Source organism: Heliobacterium chlorum (assembly GCF_014502795.1).
Classification (GTDB): Bacteria; Bacillota; Desulfitobacteriia; order Heliobacteriales; family Heliobacteriaceae; genus Heliobacterium; species Heliobacterium chlorum.
The window spans coordinates 280,238-306,306 of sequence record NZ_JACVHF010000002.1; the positions used below are offsets into that span (position 1 = coordinate 280,238).

26 protein-coding genes are annotated in these 26,069 nt (G+C 45.6%); 8 read left to right on the top strand and 18 right to left on the bottom strand.

Annotated elements, in window-relative coordinates; genetic code table 11:
- The first annotated feature begins 50 nt into the window (after positions 1-50).
- Positions 51-1,010: a Nif3-like dinuclear metal center hexameric protein gene (locus H1S01_RS04455; RefSeq protein WP_188038892.1), complete on the top strand. Its 960-nt coding sequence runs from the start codon at positions 51-53 to the stop codon at positions 1,008-1,010.
- 103 nt (positions 1,011-1,113) lie between these two features.
- Here H1S01_RS04455 and H1S01_RS04460 read toward each other — a convergent pair whose 3' ends face one another.
- The gene (locus H1S01_RS04460) at positions 1,114-1,878 is read right to left on the bottom strand and encodes a hypothetical protein (protein ID WP_188038893.1); all 765 of its coding nucleotides are present in this window, start codon (positions 1,876-1,878) and stop codon (positions 1,114-1,116) included.
- A 75-nt stretch (positions 1,879-1,953) separates the two neighbouring features.
- On the opposite strand from H1S01_RS04460, the gene H1S01_RS04465 reads away from it, so the two are divergent.
- A complete protein-coding gene (locus H1S01_RS04465) occupies positions 1,954-2,460 on the top strand; it encodes a hypothetical protein (protein ID WP_188038894.1) in 507 nt (168 codons plus the stop codon).
- Between the two features lie 297 nt (positions 2,461-2,757).
- Here the strand turns inward: H1S01_RS04465 and H1S01_RS04470 are convergent, their stop codons facing one another.
- The 5 genes from H1S01_RS04470 to H1S01_RS04495 all read right to left on the bottom strand — a co-directional run bounded on the left by H1S01_RS04470 (position 2,758) and on the right by H1S01_RS04495 (position 8,505).
- Entirely contained in the window at positions 2,758-3,126 is a 369-nt protein-coding gene (locus tag H1S01_RS04470) for a LysM peptidoglycan-binding domain-containing protein (protein ID WP_188038895.1), read from the bottom strand.
- A gap of 2,105 nt (positions 3,127-5,231) precedes the next feature.
- Positions 5,232-6,110, bottom strand: coding sequence for a nuclear transport factor 2 family protein (locus H1S01_RS04480; protein ID WP_188038897.1), 879 nt, complete (start codon positions 6,108-6,110; stop codon positions 5,232-5,234).
- A 461-nt stretch (positions 6,111-6,571) separates the two neighbouring features.
- Positions 6,572-7,138, bottom strand: a complete 567-nt coding sequence (locus H1S01_RS04485; protein ID WP_188038898.1) for a CBO0543 family protein — start codon at positions 7,136-7,138, stop codon at positions 6,572-6,574.
- A gap of 125 nt (positions 7,139-7,263) precedes the next feature.
- The gene (locus H1S01_RS04490; RefSeq protein ID WP_188038899.1) at positions 7,264-7,713 is read right to left on the bottom strand and encodes a hypothetical protein; all 450 of its coding nucleotides are present in this window, start codon (positions 7,711-7,713) and stop codon (positions 7,264-7,266) included.
- Positions 7,714-7,731: 18 nt separating this feature from the next.
- Positions 7,732-8,505 (bottom strand): hypothetical protein, encoded by a 774-nt coding sequence (locus H1S01_RS04495; protein WP_188038900.1) that lies wholly within the window; start codon positions 8,503-8,505, stop codon positions 7,732-7,734.
- 644 nt (positions 8,506-9,149) lie between these two features.
- Between H1S01_RS04495 and H1S01_RS04500 the strand changes: the two genes are divergently transcribed.
- Positions 9,150-9,452: an alpha-helical endospore appendage domain-containing protein gene (locus H1S01_RS04500; RefSeq protein WP_188038901.1), complete on the top strand. Its 303-nt coding sequence runs from the start codon at positions 9,150-9,152 to the stop codon at positions 9,450-9,452.
- Positions 9,453-9,522: 70 nt separating this feature from the next.
- On the opposite strand, the gene H1S01_RS04505 is transcribed toward H1S01_RS04500, so the two are convergent.
- The 5 genes from H1S01_RS04505 to H1S01_RS21140 form a co-directional block, all read right to left on the bottom strand.
- The gene (locus H1S01_RS04505; RefSeq protein WP_188038902.1) at positions 9,523-9,849 is read right to left on the bottom strand and encodes an alpha-helical endospore appendage domain-containing protein; all 327 of its coding nucleotides are present in this window, start codon (positions 9,847-9,849) and stop codon (positions 9,523-9,525) included.
- 80 nt (positions 9,850-9,929) lie between these two features.
- Entirely contained in the window at positions 9,930-11,051 is a 1,122-nt protein-coding gene (locus tag H1S01_RS04510) for a glycosyltransferase family 2 protein (protein WP_243236949.1), read from the bottom strand.
- Positions 11,052-11,279: 228 nt separating this feature from the next.
- Positions 11,280-11,567, bottom strand: coding sequence for an alpha-helical endospore appendage domain-containing protein (locus tag H1S01_RS04515; RefSeq protein ID WP_188038903.1), 288 nt, complete (start codon positions 11,565-11,567; stop codon positions 11,280-11,282).
- A 63-nt stretch (positions 11,568-11,630) separates the two neighbouring features.
- Complete coding sequence (locus tag H1S01_RS04520; protein WP_188038904.1) at positions 11,631-11,981, bottom strand: hypothetical protein; 351 nt, start codon at positions 11,979-11,981, stop codon at positions 11,631-11,633.
- Between the two features lie 12 nt (positions 11,982-11,993).
- Positions 11,994-12,644, bottom strand: coding sequence for an alpha-helical endospore appendage domain-containing protein (locus H1S01_RS21140; protein ID WP_207732178.1), 651 nt, complete (start codon positions 12,642-12,644; stop codon positions 11,994-11,996).
- 123 nt (positions 12,645-12,767) lie between these two features.
- Between H1S01_RS21140 and H1S01_RS04530 the strand changes: the two genes are divergently transcribed.
- Positions 12,768-12,992 carry a hypothetical protein gene (locus H1S01_RS04530; RefSeq protein ID WP_188038905.1) on the top strand — a complete coding sequence of 75 codons (225 nt, stop codon included), beginning with the start codon at positions 12,768-12,770 and terminating at the stop codon, positions 12,990-12,992.
- 58 nt (positions 12,993-13,050) lie between these two features.
- Here the strand turns inward: H1S01_RS04530 and cydB are convergent, their stop codons facing one another.
- Both cydB and H1S01_RS04540 read right to left on the bottom strand, forming a co-directional pair.
- Positions 13,051-14,100 carry a cytochrome d ubiquinol oxidase subunit II gene (gene cydB / locus H1S01_RS04535; RefSeq protein ID WP_188038906.1) on the bottom strand — a complete coding sequence of 350 codons (1,050 nt, stop codon included), beginning with the start codon at positions 14,098-14,100 and terminating at the stop codon, positions 13,051-13,053.
- Complete coding sequence (locus H1S01_RS04540; RefSeq protein WP_188038907.1) at positions 14,097-15,452, bottom strand: cytochrome ubiquinol oxidase subunit I; 1,356 nt, start codon at positions 15,450-15,452, stop codon at positions 14,097-14,099. Before H1S01_RS04540 ends, cydB begins: the two co-directional genes overlap by 4 nt.
- Positions 15,453-15,731: 279 nt before the next feature.
- Between H1S01_RS04540 and H1S01_RS04545 the strand changes: the two genes are divergently transcribed.
- From H1S01_RS04545 to H1S01_RS04560, 4 genes are all read left to right on the top strand, one after another.
- Positions 15,732-18,374, top strand: coding sequence for a U32 family peptidase (locus H1S01_RS04545; protein WP_188038908.1), 2,643 nt, complete (start codon positions 15,732-15,734; stop codon positions 18,372-18,374).
- A gap of 15 nt (positions 18,375-18,389) precedes the next feature.
- Positions 18,390-20,753, top strand: a complete 2,364-nt coding sequence (locus H1S01_RS04550; protein ID WP_188038909.1) for an endonuclease MutS2 — start codon at positions 18,390-18,392, stop codon at positions 20,751-20,753.
- A gap of 92 nt (positions 20,754-20,845) precedes the next feature.
- Positions 20,846-21,580 carry a VCBS repeat-containing protein gene (locus H1S01_RS04555; RefSeq protein WP_188038910.1) on the top strand — a complete coding sequence of 245 codons (735 nt, stop codon included), beginning with the start codon at positions 20,846-20,848 and terminating at the stop codon, positions 21,578-21,580.
- Positions 21,581-21,705: 125 nt separating this feature from the next.
- Positions 21,706-22,206, top strand: coding sequence for a hypothetical protein (locus H1S01_RS04560; RefSeq protein ID WP_188038911.1), 501 nt, complete (start codon positions 21,706-21,708; stop codon positions 22,204-22,206).
- A gap of 94 nt (positions 22,207-22,300) precedes the next feature.
- Here the strand turns inward: H1S01_RS04560 and H1S01_RS04565 are convergent, their stop codons facing one another.
- The 5 genes from H1S01_RS04565 to H1S01_RS21870 form a co-directional block, all read right to left on the bottom strand.
- A complete protein-coding gene (locus H1S01_RS04565; RefSeq protein ID WP_188038912.1) occupies positions 22,301-25,099 on the bottom strand; it encodes a PAS domain S-box protein in 2,799 nt (932 codons plus the stop codon).
- 201 nt (positions 25,100-25,300) lie between these two features.
- Positions 25,301-25,423 (bottom strand): hypothetical protein, encoded by a 123-nt coding sequence (locus tag H1S01_RS21855; protein ID WP_279286942.1) that lies wholly within the window; start codon positions 25,421-25,423, stop codon positions 25,301-25,303.
- A gap of 20 nt (positions 25,424-25,443) precedes the next feature.
- Positions 25,444-25,572 carry a hypothetical protein gene (locus tag H1S01_RS21860; RefSeq protein ID WP_279286943.1) on the bottom strand — a complete coding sequence of 43 codons (129 nt, stop codon included), beginning with the start codon at positions 25,570-25,572 and terminating at the stop codon, positions 25,444-25,446.
- A gap of 36 nt (positions 25,573-25,608) precedes the next feature.
- Positions 25,609-25,737, bottom strand: a complete 129-nt coding sequence (locus tag H1S01_RS21865; RefSeq protein WP_279286944.1) for a hypothetical protein — start codon at positions 25,735-25,737, stop codon at positions 25,609-25,611.
- A gap of 32 nt (positions 25,738-25,769) precedes the next feature.
- Complete coding sequence (locus tag H1S01_RS21870; protein ID WP_268892098.1) at positions 25,770-25,892, bottom strand: hypothetical protein; 123 nt, start codon at positions 25,890-25,892, stop codon at positions 25,770-25,772.
- Between the last annotated feature and the right edge of the window lie 177 nt (positions 25,893-26,069).

Sequence of the window (26,069 nt, forward strand, 5' to 3'; positions counted from 1 at the left end):
CGATACTCGCGGAAAAACTTCGAAAACCGCATTGTTTAGGAGGAATATCATTGAAGGCACGTGAAATTTACGAACTCATGGTCTCCATGGGTATCGATGCAGACCCCCGTGGTCGTAATGAAGTAGAATCCCTCTTATCCAAAAAATCGAAAGACTTCGAAGAAATGAAAGAGGAACAAAAAGCCGAATTCGACCAAGAGGCCTTAAAGAATCCCTATAGCGACACCCGATTCTTAGTAGGCGATCTTGATCGGGATGTGAAACGGATCCTTGTCGGTGTGGACATCGAAGTCGGCGAAGTTCTGCTCGCTGATCGTCTCGGACAAAAAGGACAGCCCATCGACCTGATCATCGCACACCATCCGGAAGGCAAAGCCCTATCGGCTCTCCACGATGTCATGCATATGCAGGAAGACCTACTGGCTCAATTGGGCGTACCGATCAACGTAGCCGAAGGACTGCTGTCTAGCCGCATCAGCGAGGTCAAACGTGGGTTAGCTCCTCTTAACCATAACCGTGCTGTCGATGCGGCCCGCATTTTAGGGCTGTCGATGATGTGCGTCCATACGCCTGCCGACAATCAGGTGCAGACATTCTTAACCAAAAAGATCGAAGAGAAAAAACCGACCAAAGTGGGCGAAATCTTGAAGCTTTTAAAGGAAATTCCCGAATATAAAGCAGCCGCCGATATGGGTTCCGGTCCAACCCTCTTTACGGGCCGTCCCGAAGGCCGCTGTGGAAAAGTCATGGTCGACATGACTGGCGGCACCTCCGGTTCTGAAGATGCTTACGGAAAACTCTCCCAAGCGGGGGTAGGCACCATCGTCGGTATGCACATGGGGGAAAAGCACCGCAAAGAAGCAGAAAAGAACCACATCAATGTCGTCATCGCCGGTCATATGGCCAGTGACTCCTTGGGAATGAACCTGCTCTTAGACGCCTTGGAGGCCCGTGGTGTTGAAATCATCACTTGTGCTGGATTGATCCGGGTGTCTCGGAACTCAAAGTAAGAGAACTTAGAAAAAGCCCTTAACACCTAAAAGAAAAACCGCCGTTCTGTGAAGAAGACCACAGGACAGCGGTTTTATATTTATCCGGGGTTTGGGTTTGCTATTATTTTAGTGGCTTTGGGTTTTTAGAAAAACCACCAAAAGTTTCTCTTAAATGATTCTTAAACACCTCTTCAAAGAGCTTATTCATTTCTACTGCATCATTGTAGGAATCCCATATTCCGAATATATAGACTGATGGGTAAAACAATAGCCACTCATAGTTGAGCATACTGTTCACTTCTTGAACGCGTCCAGTGAACGTATAGATAATCCCCATAGGAAAATTTGAGAGATATACGATAACTGCTAACCAAGATAACAGTATTATGCCTTTCAATGTTTTCATGTTGTAAATATGACCGAATCCTGAAAATAATGCAGACCACAAAGCTGCGACCCATGGATTTTTATGATCTAAGTAATTAACACCTAAGACGGAGTAACGGGCAAACTTAAGATATCTCTTTTTTTGTTTTCGCTCTAAGTCAGATAAAGTATTTAATTCAACACACATTCGGTAACTATCAAAGATGGCAAAAGAGAAAATAGAGACATAAACTAAAGCCCAACCGGGATGTAAGACCTCATTAGCTTGGTTAAATCTTCCATTAAAGGTATATAATATCGCCAGATTTAGATTAGCCTTTAAGTTAACAAAGATTTCCCAGGACATTAGGATGAGTCCCTTAAAATATTCTCCCATACACAAATGGCCAAGACCCGGCAAAGCTGCCGACCACCATGCGGACATCCAGGGTGGTTTTTTTGAATACATTCCGATAGATAAACCGGTTATATTCATGCGTTTTAATCGGAACTGCTCCAATACTACACACTCCTAAAGTAGTGTGTAGTTAGAATAACCCTATTCTTCCGGTTTATACTAGGGTTAGGTGATTGCATGAAGTGCATCTACGGGTTGTTTAAAACTTCTCTAAAGACGGAATTAGGTGTCTATGCTTTACAAGAAAAGGGGTTTATCGGTGATAGAGTGAGGGTTGTACCGCTGGATACCTGTGTTAAAGGAACATCTGTTTTAATCGATGACATGTATAAATCTGACGGGCTTAGTTTATTTGATGGGATGGCTTTTTCTGGAACAGTGGGCATGCTGTTTGGTGTCATTTTCGGTTCTGTTCTCTATGTCGGGTCAATAACAGTGGGTCTCCTGGGAATGATTCTGGGGGCTGGATTGGGATACATGATAGATAAATCTATACGAAAAAGAGATCAACGAAGTAATGCCATTCCTTCAGGAGAGATCATCGTGTCCGTTGAATGTAAATCAGATGAAGAACTTGCCACTGCGGAATCAATCTTAAGAGAGTATCAGGCGGTTGCATTGGGGAAGTTTTATACAAGTATTGACGTAAAGGTAGGTCAAATACGAAAGCGTCCGGCCCCATGACTGCCGAACGCTTTTTTCACCAAACCATAGGGAACAACCGATATCTTGTTTGCGAGCAATACGCCCTATACCCCGGTAGTTCCCTCAACAATACTTCCTCCTCGTTTAAAGCCCGTAACACTATGACCTGAAAAACACTACAAAATATAACCATCCCTGCCAGAACCTAATCGATCCTGCAGGTAAGAATAACACCCAGTTATCAGTTTCATTTATGTTAGTATTTCTCTTTCGTTTCTGGCCCATACCCTAGATTGATGCGTAACTGTGTTTATGCCTACCCTAACGCATGGTCGATCAACGCAATGACGGATTCACAACCAGTTGTTGTCCGGGATAAATAATATACGGAGGAAAAAGGTAGTTGATAGAAATCGTGAGACTCAGCCCAGTGCCGAATCTGTTAGAAATAGAATATAACGAATCGCCGGGACGAACGGTATAAAGGATAGACTCTGGTGGAGATAACGGGATGATGATTGTTTGACCGGGAGAAATAAAGTCTGGATCGGGTATACGATTGAACAGTAAGATGTTATGAACAGTTGTCACGTAATCCCTTGCGATTTTCCCCAAAGTATCGCCGGGTTGAACTGTATAAGTCAACGTTCCAAAAGGCGTTGGGAGTTGGGAAACGTGGTAACTATAGGCGTTAAATTGATACAAACTGATCCTCCTCATCCATGATACTATTCCGTTTCATATTATGCATGAGAAGTGATTATGGTGCTAGAGATGCGAATGAGCGTCTATTATTTCATAAACTCCGCTAATGTATTTAACTTTCAATGGGGTTTGTATGGATGAGGCCTAATATACCCGAAGAAGCCTTTCGGTTTGGAAAGTGGGCATGGTTTATATTCCACGGGGTGATGTTACCAGCTGCTGTCGGAATAGGAATCTATCGATAAACAAATAACAAGAACACAATATTCCTTCATATTATGGAAGACTATAGGGATTCAATTGAGGATATAAACTTTTTTTCCGGTAATACTCAGGTACTTCGGCCCCGTTAGATTCGTTTCTGGTGGGTTCTCTATTATCCGCTGTTCCGAGGTCAGTTTCCTTCTTTTTACAGATAAACAAAAGAAAAAAGCATTCGGCAGTGGTGGGGCCGGACGCTTTTTCTTTTACATATTTAATTACGATATTAGTTTACCAACAACTTTTCTTCAAAATCTATCCTAGTATCCCGTGAGGTTGACCGGCTCCGGGAAGAGTATGTCAAGCTGAAGCATTCTCAAACGGTAATATCTGCTATAAATGCTCCACTAGTAATCACAAAGCCATCACGTCGCCAAAGAGTGTCCCCTAACGGCATCGTATATCCATTTCAAATTTCAGTAGGCGTCAAGCTTGACGTGAGTCCGGGATTACTAATCCGTAACCAGGAAAGAGTACATCCGGTGAAAAACCAGGTCGTCCTCTATTTGCCCTAATTAAAGCCTCGATCGATATTCGAGATCTATTTGCTATGTTGTAGAGTGAATCACTGGGGGACACGATGTATATCCGAACGGGAATTTTTAACGGAAAATTTGGATAAATCCAATTTGGATTTTTAATTTGCGGATTCAACCTATTCAGATTTTCGACACTTGTGGAGAATTGGTTAGCAATCAAGTACATCGAATCGCCAGGCCTTATAGAGTAAAAGACTTGAGTGGTCGGATTATATCGATAAGGTACAACAAGTATCTGCCCAGGAAAAACGAGCCCTGGATCTGTAAATGGTGGATATAATACGTTTAGTTGATCTATCTGCTCAATCGTACTACCGAACCTCATTCCGATCGAGTATAGAGTGTCATTAGGATAAACTGTGCATAGGAAAAATGTTCCATGTGCTAAAGGCATTACAGCCGTTCCCCTCCTTACAAATTCATTACTATTCATTGGGAGAGGAATCGGTGTGTTTGGAGGAAGACGAGTAGGGAAGAGCGTGCTTAACAGGCTTCCTCAACGTGGCGTCATCGTAGGCGTCAGGCCCTTCTGCAGCATTATCGAGAAAATAAGCCAGGACTTCTCATCTGGGACCTCATTTTTTTATCTAGTTTTTACCATTACCTCCACTCAAAAATCTGACAATCTACAGCGAAAAGGCCAGGACTTTCATCATAGTCGGGGCGACAGGATTTGAACCTGCTGCATCCTTATGGTTGTTTCATTACGTTATTCAGCAGGAGGTGTAAAGGGCGACCATATAAGTTCACGTTCTCACGAGCCACCTGACCGCTAAATAACAATCTCTCAGGCATTTACGTATAAGATCGCAATAAGGGAGATTGAAGGTTTAGGTTTATTTCTTCTGGGCAAGTAAGTACACAAATCCGGTTAGGGTCTCGTGATGAATTATCTCAAAGCCTATTTTTTTCAATTGTTCTTCAATCCATATAGGTGTAATTCGTAACTTTTTATAACAACTTTTATAAAGTTTCCATCCATTATGCTCCTTCATGTAAATCATATCATGGACGAATACGATATTTTCTGTAAACTCTAAAAGGTTGTCATTATTTTGTTATCGTCATTTTGGACAGGGATAAATCGGTCTAGTCCCAATAATTCAATTGAATAGTCTCTGAAAGAAATCAAAAACTTACCATTGTTCCGTAGATTTTCTAAAACGTTGCAAAATAGACACTCTATTTCTCCAAAACTATCTAAATGGCTTAATGTATCGCCCATACAAATAATTAGGTCCGAGTCCATCGCATATCTTGCGAAGTCAAGCAAGTTAGCCTGTACGGTTGTTATCTTATGCAAAATTAACTATAATCTACAATATATAAGATTTTACCCTCTGAAAAACGGTATACGGATTTTCCCGGAAGTTTTAGAGTCTCGCCAGCCTTCAGGCTCTCAGAAAAATCAACAGCCAATATACCCTCAAAGTTTATTGTAACTTCGGCAGTATCCCCTTGAAATGTAATATTGGAAATACTTTGCTTCCTCGACTTAAAAAAAGAGACAGACTGTACAGCTATTTTTTTGAAATCCCCAATACCTTCAGTGAACACATTTCGTTCGCCGTTTGAGTAATTTTCAAAAATTATATTATCGTGCAATATGGATACCATCCCATCAACGTCAAAATCGTTGTAGGCGGCTATGAAAGATTCAATCAGAAACATATTTTTTATTTTTCTAATTTGGTCAGTATGTCGTTCTTCATGTTCAACGTTAAACCTCAACCACTGATATATGTTTAATTCACCGAAGATAAGGTGATGGAATGTGAGCTTTCCTAAATCGAATGGGGCTAATTCCGGAATATGGTGTAATATGTTGGCATGGATTAGCTCTAACTCGGTCCATGCATTATCGAAAGAGATTTCTTTTTCGGGAACAGTTTTTTCTGGTGCACTTACCTTTTCTGGTAAAGAAGGTAGGTTCGTATCCCAGTTTGCAGTTCCTTGAAGGTTCAGTGTTTCTTTATTAGCTTTCTTAATAAGCTTTTCAAGAATGCGACTAACGGACGTTTGAACGAGCGATAGATGGGCACATACTTCTGAAACTGACCAATAGCCATCTATAGGTTGTTTTTCACGAAGTGTATAAGGGACTGCATCGATCTCTGCTTTTAATTTCCGTCTAATGTCGATATACAATTCGGTAAGGTTCGAAAGGTAGGGCGGAAGGCTCAAATAAAACACCCCTTAAAAGCCAATAGTTACTTTTGCAGACTTCTTTCCATACGGACTATTCTCCATAGAATATTTTACCTTAAAATCCGTTAGATGAACATCTTATTTACCGACGTAAACGCTATGTCAAAAACGCAAAAAGGCCCAGGATTTCTCATCCCGGGCCTTAACTGTTTCCTCAACTTTTAACTCTTCAAAACCCCGTAGGCGTCACTGCAGGCGTCAAATCATAACAATAGCCACTGTCAGACCTTACAAACCCCCGGATAAACCATGGTCAGGGGGACAGGATTTGAACCTGCGGCCTCTTGGTCCCGAACCAAGCACGCTACCAAACTGTGAGTTTATAAGGGGGCTGTAGACTTATTCTAACCCCGTCAGTCCGCACCGTCAATGGGTCTCCAGTTAAACCCATTGGCGTCATCATAGCAACCTGGAACATAGATTGCTAGTTAAATTGGTTAAATATCGTCACTATTTTTCCTAGTTACTCTTAATATCCCCTCAAGCAGCCATCTATGACTAATGCCGATCAAAACATATAAAGGAAAGGAATAGCTATACTTCCAGTTAATTGGCTTGTAAATGCCCATTAAATTTAGTATTGGTTCAGCTACCCATGAATAGATAGCTGCTATAATTACTAAAGTAAAAATATATGTTTTCCAAGATTTTTTGTACTGGTATACGAGCATGAAAGTTATAGGTATTACCGTGTAGTTGATCGGAACCAATTGAGGGTACAAGGCAAAGGTCTTATATGGGTAATACCATAATATAAGTTCAGTCCCTAGCTCGTCCATCCAGGAAGAGGTTGCAAGTATAAACATCCCGAACAGACATATTTCTGTTAGCCGCTTTTTGTCAACGAATCGCCACCAAAAAATCCATGGTGCAAACATGAGAACGATTAACAACCACCATCTCCACGACCAGAGAATTTCAGCATTCCATACTTCAATTCGAGCCTTACTAAACGCCTCATGCATTATGACCAGTTTGAGTAATGATTCCGGAATATCTGCCATTTAACCGCTCCATAGAACTTAATTTAACTTAGTTTCGCTCGTTTGCACCCAATTACTACCATTTAATTTGTTTAGATAACCTGTGTAACCCTAGTCAATCCCATAAAAACCGTGTTTCTCTTAAATTAGTCCCTAATCATGCCAATACCTTTCGGGTTATGGTTTTCTAGGACGGTAGAAACCCAGTCAAACTGTTTTTCGGAACAGGAGATCATTACTACGACGTCTGACTTGGAAGCACGATACTCTCTTTTAGTTTTTCTAAACATGAGATCAAGCACTAGACCAATTAAAAAGCCTGCGGCTAATCCGATTAACCCCCAGATAATAGGTCCCCAAGTAAATACATAACCATAGATAACACCCAAAACCATTAATCCTGATCCTAAAACGGTAGCTCCATCAAAAACACTAATTCCATCGGCGGAGTTAATCGTGTCCATTATTTTAGCTTGTTTCATAGTTACCTTCAGTGGAATAGCTAGGATATTTTGCTTGTCGACACCTTTTTCTTCAAGTTCTGTAATAGCTAGTTCTAATAATAGTGATTGTTCAAACGTTGCCACGACATACATGACTACCACTCCAGGCGGCTATATAGGCTTTTTAAAGTTTTTGCTCTGATACATAGAATTCAAATACATTGCTTGTTCATACTCAAAGAGCTTATTGTACTCCACGGTATGAACGTAGGCGTCATAAATGGAAAAACAGTATATAGAGGGCATGAATAGAAGCCATTGTGGGTCAACACTTATTTTAACCTGCTCGAATGCACCAATAGCCGTATAATGAACTCCCTCCATTAGATGTGAAAAGTAAGTAATCGCTATCCACCAGATGAGTACGAAGAAACCAGTCGGTAGTCTATGCGTATATAGATGACCTAACCCAGGCATAAATACTGACCAAATAACAGCTACCCAGGGGTTTCTTTTATCAAAGTAGTTAATTTCTAGTGCATCCATCTTAAATGGAACTACAGAAGCGTGGTTCCTTTGGGCTAGAATCGCAAACTTATTTAGATCTACGGTTGAACGATAGCTATCCCAAATGGCATAGACGAAAGTGGCTGCGTATAACAAAAGCCATCGAATGTTTACTGTCTCTTTAATGAGGTTAAACTGACCGGTAAATGAATAAAGGATGGCCAAGTTAAGTTTCGATTCTACGTTAATAACAATCTCCCAGATAATTAAGAGAAATCCTTTTACGTAGCTTCCCAAAAATATTTGCCCAAATCCCGGAAATAAAGCCGATAGCCAGACCGTTACCCAGGGGTTTCGCAAATGAATGTGGTTTGTGGCTATTGTTGAAACGAAAGCCAGCGGTCTACGAATGTTTTTTGATGACTGGTTTTTGTCCATACAGTTAAAACGACCCTCAAATATTGGAGTTTATGGATTGAGACTCCTAAAAAAAGATTTCCCCAAATGAATAGGATTTATGACAGAAACTTCTTAAAAAAAGCGTCCGGCTTAGTATTTGCCGAACGCTCGTTAAATTCTATAATAAAGGCATCACCTTTATACCACTTTATGGATTTAGTTGTATTTATGTGAGCGAAGTAAATGACCGCTGGGAATCAATCCCTGCGGTCAAAACAATGTTCTCAACGGTAAAAAGTTCACTTTATCAAACGAGATAGTTTTTGAATAATAGCCCCCTGTTCCTGCAATAACGGAATTTGTCGTATTAACGAAAAAAAAAGCAATGGCAGAACCAGTCGCGACGATCAATTGCCCTAATGCTTGAAGGGAACGCAACCCAACTAGCTCGGTAGATAATGAGGAACCTGACGATTGTTTACCCAAGGCTATCCCTTTTTTCTAATATCGTTCATCATCATAATATGCAAAATATGTAAAGAAAGCGTCCGTTCAATTCTCTCCGAACGCTTTCTTATGTTTTAAAACATGGGAGGGACAAGTGTTTTGCCTTAAACACAAAATTATTGAAAGTTTCATAATTTATGTAGTAAATGATTGCACATGAGAGGGGGTCATGACAAATGTCATTTCCCACTATTCCAAACATAAATCCAAATATATCTGTGGAGGAAGCTGTTAGTTTAATTTTAAGCTGCATGGCATTTGAAGAGTTAGGATTAGCGCACATCATTAACGCAGAAGCAGAGAAAATTCAATTTGTTTTAGATCCACTTCATCGGCAGGACAAAAATGAACCATTAAAAATAAAAGACTTGATTGAAATTAATTCTTCTGTTGAGCGAACAATAAAAGCAGTAATTAATCAACAAATGCTGATACTATTCAAATTGGAGGAGATTTTACGTTTTTTAGCTAAATATTAGCATAATAGAGGTTTTTCACAAAAGGGACCTATCTTTATCATACGATGAGATAGGTCCCTTTTATCCTAATTTAACATTTTTCTTGATTGTGCTGTTGCTGACAATTATCAAGAATATCTTCTAATTTAAATTGAAGCAACATTTGGGTTTTAATAACATTTTGTAAAGTTTTATTAACCCCGCGATTTATCGAGAGTAATCCGCTAATGGATATTCCTGATACAGTTACACCATTAGAAAGTGTACCTAATACGGCTTGAATCTTTTCGCCTTCAGCATTGATAATGTGTGCTAAACCGAGTTCTTCAAAGGCGATGGAAGCTAGAAGCAGATTGCATACTTGACCTCGGTTCAGACTAATGGATGGGGTTATCGTGGGGATTGAGGGAAATGACATGTTTTTTCCTCCTTTATACTGGTTTAATTTTACTATATGTGATAAAAAGCAATCTGCTACAATAGCTTCAAACTACTGTTTTAAGGGCGAGCGGCTGCGAGCAGTTTATTGAGGGCTTCGCTTGCAGGAATATAATTGTTCGAAAGCTTTACGGACTGAAGATAAGCCCCTACAGCATCATCTTGTCTATTCAACGCTTCTAAACAAAGTCCCTTATAATACCAAGATTTAAAGCTGCCTAAGCCTCTCAAGCTCAGATAGTTAAGGTTGTTTTCTCCTAGCTCTATACATTCCTCAAAAGCCTTAAGCGCTTCAGTAATCATCTTTTTATAATAGAGAATGACTCCCATATAAAATTTTAGATCGACATAATCCGGAAACATTTTAACAGCCGATTGAATACTCGGCCATGCTCCATCCCAACTCCCCGTTTCAATAAGAATGGAATACTTCAGGCTATAAAGCATCGAGGGAGGGGGAACTATGCCCTGATTTAAAAACTGTACGATGGATAGGTTAACCTGTTCGAAGGCTGCGTTAAGATCTCTTCCTCGGTAATACTCCGTCGCTAAATAGTAATGGACCCATGGGTTATTCTCGTTTTCTTCCAATTCCTTCAATAACAGATTAACGTTTCTCTGATATTTCTGTTTATCGTGGATCCTGTTGTTGATATAGCCATAATGGTAGATTTTTAGGTCCATAAAGCCTACACGGTTCTGGGCATACGCAGTTGACAGATTCAGCCACTCATGAATCTTGTTTTCAAAGCGAAACCCTTTTTGGTTTCTAAAAATTCGTGGTTGTGCGATTTGAGCGACCTGATCGAAGTCCACCTGATCACCGTAGAAGTTAATGAGTGGAACTGAGAGAGCATCATAATCCTCAAAGAGGGAATGATCCGAGAGTATATCTTTATCGTCCCAAATGACCTCCTCATCGGCATCCAACCAGAGTATCCATTCACCGGAAACTTTGTCCAAACCAAAATTGCGAGCTTCAGCGAAATTATCATTCCAAGGATATGAATACACTTGGGCGTTATAGGAATGGCAAATCTCTATGGTTCGATCGACTGATCCCGTGTCAACGATCACGATTTCATCGACAAGATGTTTCACGCTATCTAAACATCGCTTGATACAGTTTTCTTCATCCCTAACGATCATCGCTAAAGATAATTTTTGTTTCCCTGTAGTCAAAAGAAAGACCCCCTAAGATCCAGCCTATTTGAAGGCCCAGCTTACCTGTACCAGGATATGTTGCTTGAGAAAAAACGTGTTTTCAATTCCCGGGCATGACCGCTTTGACCAAAACCAAAATTTCGATAAACTCCATAAACAGGATTGTGGAAACTATTTGGTTTAAAAAAGAATAACGACACCTGCGATAGAGGCAGATGCCGTTAGAGTCTTTTGGCTAAAAAGAGACTAGGGGTGCGGGTGGGGATGGGTACTATTCGGGAGCGTAAGAGTCGATTCCAACTTAAACTGAAGCATCATTTCTTTTTTGATGAGTAAACGTAACACCGAAGCGACTGAGGCATCAATAGCGATTAAATCATCCAGGTTATGTTCACAGGTAAGTGCTTTTTGAATTTTTTCCCCTTCGGCGTTAAGAATGTGGGCAATGGCGACTTCTTCCAGGGCTATGGAGTGAAGCAGTTCGGCCTTGGCCTCAGGCAGAGTCGGGATCGGCGTGATTACGGGAGCAGTCAAGGAAAATCCCTCCTTTTTATTATTGCTCTAAAGAGTATGGGAGAGGAAAGGAAAACTTGACTTCTAAATGAGTGGTGTTTTTTCCCACTCTTTTCGACCGATCTTCCCAGTGAATCGAGATTTTATCAGACGTTCCTGATGGGAAACGGGGCTTACTGTTGGAGTAACCGAACTCGAGGGAGCTTTCGGTGGGAGACCTTCGATGTTTAATGTGATGGTAAATATGTTCTTACGTGTCTCGATCAATAAGTAAAGATGGTCAAAATGCTCAAGGATTTCTTGATGAACTTCCTCAGACGCCCCCGCCTGGACGAGGGCAGTATGCATCGTCTGTTCCAGGCTTTTTATAGCAACCCGAAGAAGAGTTTGAGAATCGTAGAAGGATTTCATCGCGGGAGTTACGGCTTTTACCATATGCTTCTCACCTTAACGACGCTTTTTTCTTCGAAGCAATTTATTTTTCATGTCTGATGGGGGCGTAGATGGATTGCCCGGTTTTGCACTGGTGCCTGAATAATGGACGGGGTAAGTGGAAGAAATATTTCTACTTTCAGGGGACGGGTAGCTTTCCGGTTGGAATACTTCGTTCATATGGGAAGGTGTCTTGTTTCGACGCTGACTCGAGGGAGGCTTCGGGGAATAGTTCGCCGTAGGTACTTCCGCAGCGTCGCCGTGATGATTTGAGTATAGGTGAGGCGGCACGGGCGGCCGGTAAGGGGCCTGTGAATCCATCAGTGGTCCTGGTGGTGGACAGGGAGGCCTTTTTTTCGGTCGCTTTTTGAAATAGGGACAGCGCCCTCTGGGAGAGCAAGGGGAAGGGGACGATGTGAGCACCAACTCCAGCTTAAACTGGAGTAGCATTTCCTTTTTCACCACGATCATCATTAAATCACGAACACTTTTATTCAGTGCAGTTAGTTCCGGAATGGAAATATTATCTGTACTAATGGCATTTTGCACCTTATGGGCTTCGGCATTGATGAGATGAGCTAATGCCGTTTCCTCCAGCGCGATGGATTCAATAATATCGTTGATCGCCTCTTCGCGTGTACGCTCCGGTATGTTCGGTGCACTCATTGGTACAATCCCCTCCTTGACTTGTCTAATCATATTCGCCGATAGACGGGGACATGCGCATAGAAGAAGGAGAAAGTTGCCCTTAGAATCGGGAGCGTTTTATCGCTCATACTAACGGGGGAGGTGAGTCAGATCGGAGAAATAGACCGTAGAGAATCCCCCGTTCCTGTCGAAAAGCTCGGAGCTGTGATCGAAGAAACAGAAGGGTTTCCCGATAAACATGTAGGTGCACTAGAGAGGGCGAATCAAGATTTCCTCCCACAGTCGCTGCATCCGTTTACACCGGCCAACAATGAAATGACCTTGAACCGAAATAGGTCCGACGGAGATTCATATGCCAAACAGTAGGCATAAAAAAAGGGAAGCCTTACTCATCCGAGACCGGAGCGGCAAGGCTTCCCTACTCTTACATATTCGAAAAAGACTTCGACGATTTACTGCCCGTTACCGTAACCCCTTTGTTTGACTTCAAGAAGGTACGATAAATATAACTTGTATAGGTGAGAACGATCGGCAGGCCGATGAGCGCTAAGATGAGCATCACCGTCAAGGTCCGCTCCGATGAAGAAGCGTTAAAGATCGTTAAACTGTTCGACAAGTCGTTGATAGCGGGGACCATGTAAGGGAAGAGGCTTGCCCCGATCGTTCCCCAGAGCCCGGCGATCGTCAAGCTGGAGGCCAAGAAAGGGGTCAGCGGTTTTCCTTTAGCGAGAGCGACAGGTACATAAACTAAGCCTACGATCACCGTCAGGGGGAGAATAAAGAGTAAAGGCTGGTCGAAAAAGTTGGTAAAGAGTCGCGGTGTAGCCGCCAAGCTCCAGACCGTTCCGATGATAAAAAAGAGTACCAGCCCCATCCAAGCGGTCCGGGCCCAGCGGCGAGTCTTCTCTTTTAGGGCACCATCGGTCTGGGCGTAGAGGAAAGTGGCGCCATGAAGAGCGAACATAGAACAACTCAACAGTCCCAGGACGAGTGAATAGGGATTTAAGAGGCCAAAGAAGTCTCCGATAAAGTTTGCCTTGGCGTCAAGGGGAACTCCACGCAGGATGTTGCCCATGGCGACGCCGAAGAGAATTGAAGGAAGCAAGCTGCCGATGCCGAAACCGATATCCCACCACTTGCGCCATCCCGGTGTGTCAAGCTGGTGTTGGAATTCGAGAGATACGGCACGGAATATCAGGGCGAAGAGGACGAGCATTAAAGCCAGGTAGAATCCGCTGAAGACGGTAGCGTAGACCATTGGGAAGGCGGCAAAGATGGCACCGCCGCCTGTGAGCAGCCAAACCTGATTGCTGTCCCAGAACGGTCCGATAGAATAGAGCATGCGTTCCCGCTCTTTCGGGTCTTTCGTGAAGAGATAGAGACTGCCAACCCCCAGGTCAAAACCGTCCAGTAAGGTGTAACCGAGGAGCAGCACGCCCACAAGAACAAACCAGATGCTTTGCAGCGTTGTCATAGACCCACCCCCGTTCCGGAGACGTTACGAATGACGCCAGAGTTCGCTTCTTCCGGGCCAGCATCCAATTTTTTGCGCAGTAAGAAAAACCACGTCACAAAGAGCAGGATATAGATAGCGACGAAGAGAATGATGGACGCAAGGATTTGCCAGGCGGGAACCGTAAAGGAGATTCCATCGACCGTTTTCAAGAGTTTGTAGACGATCCAAGGCTGCCGGCCCACTTCAGCGGCGATCCAACCGACTTCATTAGCGATGAAAGGCAGCGGGATGGACCAGAGAGCAACCGTCAGAAAGGTCCGGTTTGTCCAGAGGGTATCCTTTTTCCAAAGCCAAAGGCCCCAAAGGGTGAAGAGGATGAAGAACGTACCTAAGCCGACCATCAGGTGGAACGATAAGAAAGGCATAAGCACGGGGGGCCGTTCATCTTCAGGGAAAGCCTGTAAGCCTTTCACTTCTGCCTCAGGGTCGTTATGCGCTAATAGACTCAAGGCTTTTGGGATGCCGATGCGAAAGTGAGTAACGCCGGCTTTTTCGTCAGGAATACCGAAGATGAGTAAGGACGCGCCTTTTTCCGACTCAAAAAGTCCTTCCAGGGCAGCCAGTTTTTCCGGCTGTGTTTCAGCGACCTGAACAGAATGCATATGTCCAAAATAGAGTTGGACGAGCGAGGCGGCGAGAGCGACAATGAGGGCATATTTCATAGATTCTTTGGCAAAATCGAGATGTCTCTGCCGAAGTAAATAGTAAGCACTGATCCCTATCACAAAGAAGGCACCAGTAATGAGTGCACCGTCGACCGTATGCAAATAGCGCGGAACAGTAGAGGGATTCATAATCGCCGCCCAGAAATCGGTCAGTTCAGCCCGTCCATTGACGATGTGATAAGCGGTAGGTGTTTGCTGCCACGAGTTGGCGATGATGATCCATAAAGCTGATAGGGTAGAACCGACAGCCACCATCAGCGAGGAGAACCAATACATTTTCTTCGAAACGCGGTTGGCGCCCCAGATCAACACACCCATAAAGGCCGATTCCAGAAAAAATGCAAAAATGCCTTCCGCCGCCAAAGGGCCTCCGAAAATGTCTCCGACAAAACGGGAATATTCCGACCAGTTGGTGCCGAACTGAAACTCCATGGTGATTCCGGTAGCTACACCGACCACAAAAGAGATGGCGAACAGTTTTAACCAGAACCGGGACATCCGGGCGTACAACTCATCACCGGAGCGCAAGAATTTCGTTTGCATGATAAAAATGAGCCAGGCCATGCCGATGGTGAGCGGAGGGAAAATAAAGTGAAACCCCGCCGTCAAGGCAAACTGGATGCGGGACAAGAGAACTACGTCCATGGTGACAACCTCCTTTGGATTGATTTGCTTGGCGTGGAGTTTGAAGTTTCCCGGGACGCCGGAGCAATTTATGCATAAAGGCGGAAGACCGCCGAGACGCCACAAGTAACAAGCCTTTGTGATTAAAATTATAATTTATAAAAGCAAAGATTACAATAATAACAATAATCAGTATTGAAAAGTTGTTTAATATATTTACACAGGGTTCGCACCAACTTTGCCGTAGGAAATGCAAATTTGATATAATGGGACAAGTATTATGAAGTAGGAGGTCGGCTTGTGACAGCTTTGCCAGAACTCTTGGCGCCGGCCGGATCGATGGAAGCGCTGCGGGCAGCCGTAGAAAACGGTGCAGACGCGGTATACTTGAGCGGAAAAAAATTTGGTGCTCGACAATATGCCGCCAACTTTGACATGAACGAAATGGGTGAGGCAGTAACTTATGCCCATCAACGCAATGTGCGTATATATGTAACGATCAATACCTTGCTCGATGACGCTGAACTGGATGAACTTCCCCAGTACGCTCGAAATCTTTACGAACTTGGCGTCGATGCCGTCATCGTTCAGGACCTTGGCGTGTTACGGGTCATCCAAAACCTGCTGCCTCAGTGGGAAATCCATGCCAGCACACAGATGACCGTAAGCAATACCGAAGGAGCCCGTCTCCTGGCGGCACAAGGCGTACATCGGGTGGTGCCGGCTCGGGAATTGACTTTGCAAGACATCACGGAATTGTGCCAAGTCCCTGGGTTGGAAGTGGAGGTCTTTGTCCACGGCGCCCTCTGTATCGGTTATTCGGGCCAATGCCTCATGTCCAGCCTCATCGGTGGTCGCAGCGGAAACCGGGGACGCTGCGCCCAGCCCTGCCGCCTTGGCTATGGCCTTGTCGATGCGAGTGGTCGGGAAATGGTGTCGAAACAGGATGTGGGCCAGCACCTCTTGAGCCCAAAAGACATCAAAACGATTGAACACCTGCCCGAGTTGGTTCGAGCGGGCATTCATTCTTTGAAAATCGAAGGACGTATGAAAAAGCCCGAATATGTGGCCACCGTCGTCCGCCAATACCGGCAGGCCTTAGATCGGACAGCTGCAAAGGAACCTTTTGCAGTCGATCCCGGAGAGGATCGGGCTTTGCGCCAGATCTTCAACCGGGATTTCGCGCCAGCCTATCTCTTGGGAAACCCTGGCCGGGATTTGATGAGCTACAAACGACCGAACAACCGGGGACTCTTTCTGGGGCGCGTGAAAAGCTATGACGCGAAACGACAGCAGGCCCGGATCGTCTTGGAAGAGGATTTAAACCTGGGCGATGAGATCGAGGCATGGGTCACCCGGGGTGGACGGGTCGCTACGACAGTAGAAAAGATATGGGTGAGCGGACAGGTGCGGGAAAAAGCACTTGCCGGGGAAGACGTGACAGCTGAATGGCGCGGTAATGTTCGCAATGGCGACCGCATCTTCAAAATTCATGATGAGTTGCTGACGACCCAGGCTCGGGAGTCTTACCAGCGGCCTGGCGAAGGCAGGCGCAACCCTCTGCGGGCTCATGTGTGGGCCACTGTCGGTCAGCCCGTTGTGATTGAGTTTCGTGACGCAGAAGGGCGTTTCGGCCGGGGCGTTACCACCGACAGAGCCCAAGAAGCGCGGAACCGGCCATTGACGACAGAGTCCTTAACGGATCAATTGGGGCGCCTCGGCAACACCGCCTTCCGTCTCGAACAGGTCGAACTTGAAGGCGACGGAAAAGCGATGGTACCGGTGAGCCAGTTAAATGAAGCTCGCCGTGAGGCGATCGCAGAATTGGAAAAACGCCGGAGTGAAGGAACCCGTCCGGTACGGATCGACGAAAGTCAGTGGCAGGCAGGGTTAGCGCACCTAGGCTTGATTCGTAGGGGAGCAGAGAAGGCTGGCTGGTCAGAAAAGGCTTCTTTCGCCATCGCTCAACGACCGAGAGCGAAGGAACGAAAAGGACAGGGACAGGATGAACCCTTGCTCACCGTAACGGTGGAGGGTTTAAATAATCTAAAAACGGCTCTGTCTACTGGTATTGATGAAGTCTATCTCAGCACCGAAGGGTTTCGGCAGGGGCAGCCTTTTCGACCGGGTGAGGAGAAAACCGCTGTCAGCCTTTGCCGGGCTGCCGGTATTCCTGTCGTTGTGGCACTGCCCCGCGTTTATAGAGCCGAGCATCGATCTGTAATCGAAGGGATCATCCGCCGTTGGTTTGAAGCAGGGGTAAAATCCTTTTTGCTTCCCAATTTGGGATATGTGGAACTGGTTAAAAGCCTTTCTGAAAGCGACCAGATCGAGATTCGGGCCGACTACCCGCTTTGGGTATTTAACGGCCAGGCAGCCCGGAGTCTTCAGGAATTAGGCGCCGCCACAGTAACCTTAAGCCCTGAATTATCGTTAGAGCAGATGCGTGCCATGAGCCACTCTGGTCTTGTCCGGGCCGGTATGACTATGGATCAAACGGAAATCGTCGTCCACGGTTCCCTCCCGATGATGGTGAGCGAATACTGCGCCACAGGCGCGCTTCTCGGCGGCCGTACCTTGGAGAAGTCCTGTGATCATGCCTGCCAGCGTCATCGGGACCTCTACCTGATCGATCGACTGAATTTTCGTTTTCCCTTATATACAGACAGCTTTTGCCGAATGCATATTCTGAATCCGAAAGACCTATCCCTGCTGGAAAACTTGCCCGACTTGTTAGCGCTGGGTGTGAAACGATTGCGCATTGAAGGGCGGACGGAAGATGCCTCGTGGTTGAAGGCCCTTTTGCCCGTATACCGCAAGGCCTTACGGTCTGCCCAGGCAGGGGATTGGAATAACGATACGGTACAATCGTGGATAAAAGACTTGGAAAGGGTTCATCCGCCGGGATATACCAAGGGACACCTGTTCCGGGGGGTTGAATAGAGGAGAGAACAGGGAATGAACGAACGGACACTTCGAAAATTGGAATTTGACCGCATCTTGTCTCAATTAGCTGGCCACTGTGTTTCCGATATGGGAAAGGAACTAGCAGAACGTTTGTTGCCGAAGTACAAGCTCTGGCAGGTACAGGAAGGGTTAAGTGAGACGACGGAGGCGAAGGAAGTCCTGCGTCTCCGTCCGAGTAATCCGATGGCTGCTTTTCACGATGTACGACCATACCTTCGAAAAGCCGAGGTAGGTGGCATCTTAGAAGCGAGTGAACTGCAACAAGTGGCTCAGGCCCTACGCATCTCCCGGCAAGTTCGGGCCTTTTTATTGTCAGACGAAAAAAAGACTACACCCATCCTGACAGCTTTAGCGGAAGGGTTGGGTGTCTACCGCGAGGCGGAAGATGAGATCAACCGCTGCATCGTCGGTGATGGGGAAGTCGCCGATGACGCGTCGCCAGAACTGGCGCGCCTCCGCCGGGCCATGCGAACAATCCAAAACCGGGTCCGGGAAAAGCTGGACGCCATCATCCGCAACCCGGACACGCAAAAATACCTTCAAGACGCACTGATCACGGTCCGGGGCGATCGCTACGTCGTTCCGGTTCGCTCCGAATACCGCAGCCACATCCCCGGCCTGATTCATGACCAGTCTGCCTCCGGAGCTACCGTTTTTATCGAACCAATGGCTGTGGTGGAACTGAACAACGAACTAAAGCGCCACCAGGCTGCCGAGCGGACGGAAGTGGTGAACATCCTGCGGGGGCTGTCCCTGCTGGTGGCCCAGAACGCGGAAGACATCGCCGTTAGTTTGGAAGTGCTAGCCCGGCTGGACTTTATCTTCGCCAAAGCGAAACTATCCTGGAAAATGGACGCCGGAGAACCGGCCATCAACAGCCAGGGAAAACTTTCGATCCGGTTAGGGCGCCATCCGCTCATCCAGGGAAAGGTGGTTCCTGTCACCATCGAACTGGGCCATGCCTTCGATACGCTCGTCATCACCGGCCCGAACACAGGCGGTAAGACGGTCTCCTTAAAGACGGTGGGCCTTTTAACCCTCATGGCCCAGGCAGGCCTGCACGTACCGGCAGAACATGGCACGGAATTGTCGCTCTTTGATCAGATCTTCGTCGACATCGGCGATGAACAATCGATCGAACAAAGCCTGAGCACCTTTTCCTCGCATATGACGAACATCGTCAACGTCTTAGAGAAGGTAGGTCCCACCAGTTTAGTCCTTTTAGATGAACTGGGTGCCGGAACAGACCCGACCGAAGGAGCGGCCTTGGCTCAGTCCATCATGGAATACATCTTGCAAAAGGGCGCCAAGACCATCGCCACGACTCACTACAGTGAATTGAAAGCCTTTGCCTATGCCCACCCTCGCGTCGAGAACGCCAGTGTGGAATTCGATCTGGAAACGCTGCGCCCCACCTACCGATTGCTCATCGGCCGTCCAGGCCGGTCGAACGCTTTTGAAATCGCCGCCCGGCTGGGTATCAAAGCCGAAGTGGTGAAGCAAGCCCGGTCTTTGTTAAGTCAAGAAGAGCGCGATGTGGCCAACCTGATCGAGCACCTCGAAGCCGATCAGGTATCGGCGCAGCGAGATCGAGAGGAAGCAGATCGGCTTCGCCGGGAAGCAGAGGAACTGCGGCGGCAGCTCGAGGAGCGGGAAAGAACGATTCGGGAGAAAGAAGCATCCTTACTAGATAAGGCCCGGGAAGAGGCTTACCATCTCGTCCGGCAGGCGAAGGAAGAAAGCGATCAGATCCTCCGTTCCCTCCGGGAGGTTATGAACCGGGCGCCCGTCAAAGAAGAAATGGCCCGTGCTGAGAACGAGCGGCAACGATTGCGGGCGATGCAGGGAAAACTGGCTGAGGGGCGGATGAAAAAGGTCGTCGATGAGGAAGCAGGCATAAAGACGGTTAAAATCGGCCAGACCGTCTTCGTACCGCGGCTCAACCAAAAAGGTTCCGTACTGTCGATGCCTAACGCCCACGGCGAACTGCACATTCAAGCGGGGATCCTTAAACTGACCGTAAAACTGAACGAACTGCAGGCGGCAAAAGAAGAGAAACAAAAATCAGGTGCCACTCAGTACGCCGCCATCGCTAGCGGTAAGGCGAAAGAGATGTCCAGGGAACTGGATTTTCGGGGCTGTACGGCTGACGAAGGAATTGAGTTGGTCGGAAAATTCCTCGATGATGCCTACTTAGCTGGCATTTCACCGGTAAACCTGATCCACGGAAAAGGCACGGGTGCCTTACGGGCGGCGATCCGGTCCTACTTGCAGAAACACCCCTATGTGAAGTCTTTTCGGAGCGGCGAACATGGGGAAGGCGGCGTCGGGGTGACGGTGGTAGAGTTAAAATAGTCCGTTGTGCTCAACGATGACGACCAAATTCTTGGCACATCTCTTCCTAAAATCATAGGTTATCTAAACAATGATTTGCAGGAGGAGATGTAATGTTTCACCAAGGATTTAGGGATTCTCTGCTGGCTCAAACCGGTAGAGCCGGCAATGTTCTTTATGCGCAAACTGGGGATGTCAATGGTGATCATGTCCCGGACTGGGTCTATTTGACCGGGAACTACCCCTATCCCGGTAGTCAATTTGTCGATAAAATCACCCTGAACATTCAAGACGGTAGGACTATGAGGACATACGCCATTCCCTTAAAAGCGAATGCAGGGTACAACCCGACTCTATTTCTTGGCGATTTTACGGGGGATCAAGTCAAGGACATTCAAATCAGTATCGCCTCGGGGGGCTCTGGCGGAATCACCTATGAGTATGTTTATTCCTTTCTAAATGATCAAGGCCGTCAGTTATTTGATTTTGAGCGGTTCAATGAAGCGTACCGGTACGACGTGAATTATCTAGACTATTATCAAGTGGAAGTCATCAGTCGAAACTTGAACAAGTCCTACCGGATCGACATCCGCTACAAGGGCGCAGAGTATCTATCGGAGATTTATGACAAGAACGGAAAGCTGAAAGCCCCTATCCGGGGAGATGTGAACGGGATTGGCGGATTATATCCTGTTGATTTTGAGCGCGATGGAATCTATGAACTGTTGGCTTTTCAACGGATCATAGGACGTTATAACGCCGACGGCCTGGGATATATGATGAACGCGTTAAAGTGGAACGGGGGCGCTTTTGTTCCTTTTCAACAATGGGTTGGTATTTTTGGATGATTTAGTAACTAAATAGTAAGAGCAATATTCGAAGTTTAAATATATATTGTTAATTCTTTTGCAGGATATTCCACCGCAAATATCGAATGTATTTGTAAACATTCACAATAAGGAGCCTAGTTTATATGCAAAATCAGAAAGAGCACATTTCCGAGATTAGTACTTTATGCCCATTGTACAATAATACCGAACCAGGAAAACCTTGTAAGTATGGAAGAACTTCATCGGGGGTATGTCAGCACATTGAAGGGCTTTTTTATCCAGAGTTCTGTCCCATCGTAGCCCTTCAGTTAGAAGATCACGGGATCATGCCGGCCATGGTGAAACGTCGTCTTACTCGTTTTCGCGTAAAACTTGACCCGAACGCCATGCCGATCAAGACCAAAAGTGATTTCGTAATCACTGCAGATATGGTCCGTTCCATCATCCCGGAACCGAAGAGCCATCATCTTTCCCGGAAAAAAGACAATCCCAACGTGTTAGAGATCACGTCGCGGATGTATAGTGAAGCTAAAAAACTCATTGAAGTGTTAGCCGAGAAAGAAGAAAACGAAATCATCCTTGAATTGACCAAAGTCATTAAGGATTATGAAACCTGGATGTCTGACCAGAACAGTAAAAAATAAACGACATAATGAAGTTAAGATTACAAACGAATACAAACTGACCATGAGCAAAAAGAGTCCGACCTCTGTGAGGTTGGACTCTTTTTGCTTGTCATCAGTAATTGCGTCTATGAATGTCATTGAATTGACGCAAAATCGTGATGACCTCCCTATACATTTTTTCCATATGGAGAAATAGAGGTTCAAGGTTGTCCACCCTTTTGTTACGTCCATAGGACTCCAGTTGTCCGCAGAGCTTAGCAAAGTGTAGAGCACCTAGACTCGCACTACCCGATTTTAATGCATGAGCCGCTTTTTCAATAGCCTCAGGATCGGAGCGCCTAACGGCATCACTCAAGCTTTTCATCAGTTTCTTTGATTCAACTTCGTACGTCTCGACTAAAGAAGGCAGCAGGGTATGGCTTTGGTCGTCTGTTAAATCAGCAATTTCCCTCAGCACGCTCATGTCTATGATTGAGGAATCTTGATCGAAAAAAGCCACGTCTAAAGAAGAGGAGGATGGCTTTTCGGCAAAGGCCTGTTTTTCCTTCTTCTTTTGTTTTGGCAGCCAACGATCTAAGACGCTAACCAGTTGTTCGATCATGATCGGTTTGCTGATATAATCGTCCATTCCGGCACGGATGCATTTCTCCCGATCGCCCTGCATGGCCATGGCTGTCATAGCGATAATGGGGATATGTTGGTGTTGTGCGAATTCCCAATCACGAATGATCTGTGTGGTTTCAAAACCGTCCAACTCTGGCATTTGGCAGTCCATAAGTATGAGAGCGTATGACTTCTCCGTGACGGCGTGAATCGCTTCCATTCCGTTTTTCGCTACGTCTACCTGTAACCCGAGTTTGTTTAGTAGAGCTACCGCCAGTTTTTGGTTTGTCTCATGATCTTCCACAAGTAAAAGGGGCCGCCCGGTTTGCCAAAGAGAGCGGCTGTTTTTGTGTGAGGAGATTCCGTCTGTCGAAAAGGTATTTTCAGCCGGGGAAGATTGGGAAGTGAGAAAAGAAACGGTAAACCAGAATGTAGAACCCTTTCCGATCTCACTCGTTACCCCTATTTCTCCTCCCATGAGTTCAACGAGCTTTTTTGAAATCGCTAAACCGAGACCAGTGCCTCCGAACTTTCGTGATGTTGAGTTATCCGCCTGAGAGAAAGGTGAAAAAAGATAACCTAAGAGTTCTTTTTCAATGCCAATGCCCGTATCGGTAACTTCAAAATAAATATTTATCCGGTCCTTGTCTTTCGATTTCACGGTAACAGTGAGCGAAACTTTACCCGACTTCGTAAACTTAATCGCATTACCGACCAAGTTAAATAAAACCTGTCGCAGGCGAGTCGGATCCCCCTGTAATAATTTGTCTGCTTCCGGCGATATAGAAAGGGACAAAACTAATCCCTTATCCTTTGCTTTATTCGTAAAAACCTTGATAACGCTTCGGATCGTCGTATGTAAGTCAAAATCGATCTTTTCCAATTCCATTTTCCCGGCTTCTACTTTTGAGTAATCTAAAATGTCATTGATTACATTCAAAAGAACTTCAGCCGATTCTTGAATGGCTTCAGCGTATTCATTTTGCTCTCGAGTCAGCGCAGTATCCAACATGAGATCGTTCATGCCCAAGATTCCATTCATCGGTGTGCGAATCTCATGACTCATCATCGCGAGAAAATCACTTTTCGCACGGCTGGCTTCTTCCGCTTTTTCCTTGGCCAACCGCAGTTCTTCTTCCGTTTGTTTTTTGTCTGTAATATCCATAATCAACCCGTTCAGGAGAGTGACTCTGCCATCGTCGTCGAAAAGCGGGATGATGTGGACCCGAATCCAGCGGACTTCTCCGTCCCTTCTGATGATCCGATTTTCTGTATATACGGGCGAACCACCTAGAACATTGTTGTTCGCCTTTTCGCCGTTATGAATATCGTCGGGGTGTATACAGTCAAACCAGAGGCGGGGATTCTCAATAAACGCTTCAGGCGGATATCCATAAATCTTTTCGCATGCTGGCGAGATTTGGAGAATTTTATTCGAGTGGGGATCCATCGACCAGAAGACCAGATCGAGGCTGTTAAAGATGCCCTTTAATTGTCGCTCCGTGGTCTTCAATTTGTTTTGCACATTCCGTTGTTCCGTTATATCCGAAAAAGTGGTTACCGCTGCATAGGGTTTATCTGCATCGGGTCGGAACAATGGCTCCGAGTTGATTCGAATCCAAGTGAGATCCCCCTCTGGCTTATACAGTCCCATGGTCACGTTGCGGCAGGGGAGGCCGGTGCGCAATGTAACCATGGAAGGATGGTCTTCTCCGTGAAAAGGAGAACCATTCTCATGAATGGCTCTCCAAGAGGGATCCATTGACGTACGGCCTTTCATCTTTTCTTCGGTAAGTCCAAGAATTTGTTCCGCCGCCGGATTCGCTCGGATAATGGTTCCTTTTCGGTTTTGCACAACTATCCCTTCGGCCATGACCGATACGATGGTCCGAAAACTTTCTTCATTATCCCGCAACGCCGCTTCTGTTCGTTTCCAGTCGGTGACGTCAAAGACAATCGAATACAAAAAGGCTTGGTCTTGAATGAAAACGGGGGAAGAGTATACATCGACATCTCGAATCTCCCCTGAGGATAGGCGGTGTTTAAAATGAAAGATGTTTAACTTTCTGTTTATTGCCCGTAACATTCCTTGATTAATCTCATTGTTATGCAATGTATTAATATCATAGATGAACTTGTGGCAAAGTTCATCTGTGCTGTAACCGTAGAAATCACAAGCGGCACGATTGGCGTCGACAATGCGCCCGTTTTGCGGATCGATCAGTAATGTTATAGCTAGATTATTTTCAAAAAACTGATGATAACTTTTTTTGATTTCCTCTAAGTCTGTTTTTTGCAATAAATCCAAGGAAATCCACTTCCTTCATCGTGACACTTGTCGCTTTTTACACTTATTATACTTTATTTAGATAAAGGTGATAATCCTGCAATGACATTTACGCATTGACAAGCTTTCATGACGGACAAATCCCTCGCGGAACCCATTTTGTAAATAGAAAAAAGCGTGGGCAGTTTAACTACCGCACGCCTCTGAGCAAGATTATCTATATTAGAAAGAACCGTATCCAAATCCGAATCCGGTGCCCAAGATGGCAATGATGATGATCAAAATCGCTAGAGCGACAATACTATTGCCAATATATCCACCGGTCCAACCGCCGCATGCACCCATATTTCCTTCCTCCCTTCCTATTAGCAGGGGTCACCGACGTAACCAACACCGATAATCGCAGGATAGAAAGCGCCGATAACGATGAGAGCGATCACCAGGCCGACTACGGTCGGGAATCCGACATAACCGCCGCCAACAGCTGCACCCATTTTTTGTTCCTCCTTCTATGTGGATTTCAGTACCGCTTAATAACCGACGCCAAAGCCCATGCCAAAACCAGTGCCCAGGATAGCAATGATGATGATCAAAATCGCTAAGGCCACAATGCTATTGCCGATATATCCACCGGTCGTTCCGCACCCGCATGCACCCATGGTTTTTTCCTCCTCTCAAAATGAGTTTATGATCAGGGATCACCGACTGCACCGAAACCAATGATGGCCGGATAAAATGCACCAATTACGATAAGGGCGATCACAAGCCCAACTACCGTTGGGAAACCGAAATATCCTCCACCTACAGCAGCCATTTAGGGTTCCTCCTTTCAAGTGGATTGTAGTTACCTACGATGCCATTTTATGGGTGGGGGTGGTTAGAGGTGACTCCTTCCTACGGAACTCGATCTTCGGCTTTGAAATCAGAAATGAAGGACGAGTTAGATAATGGAGGATGTTTCACAGAAGATGTTTTTCTGAAATAAGATAAG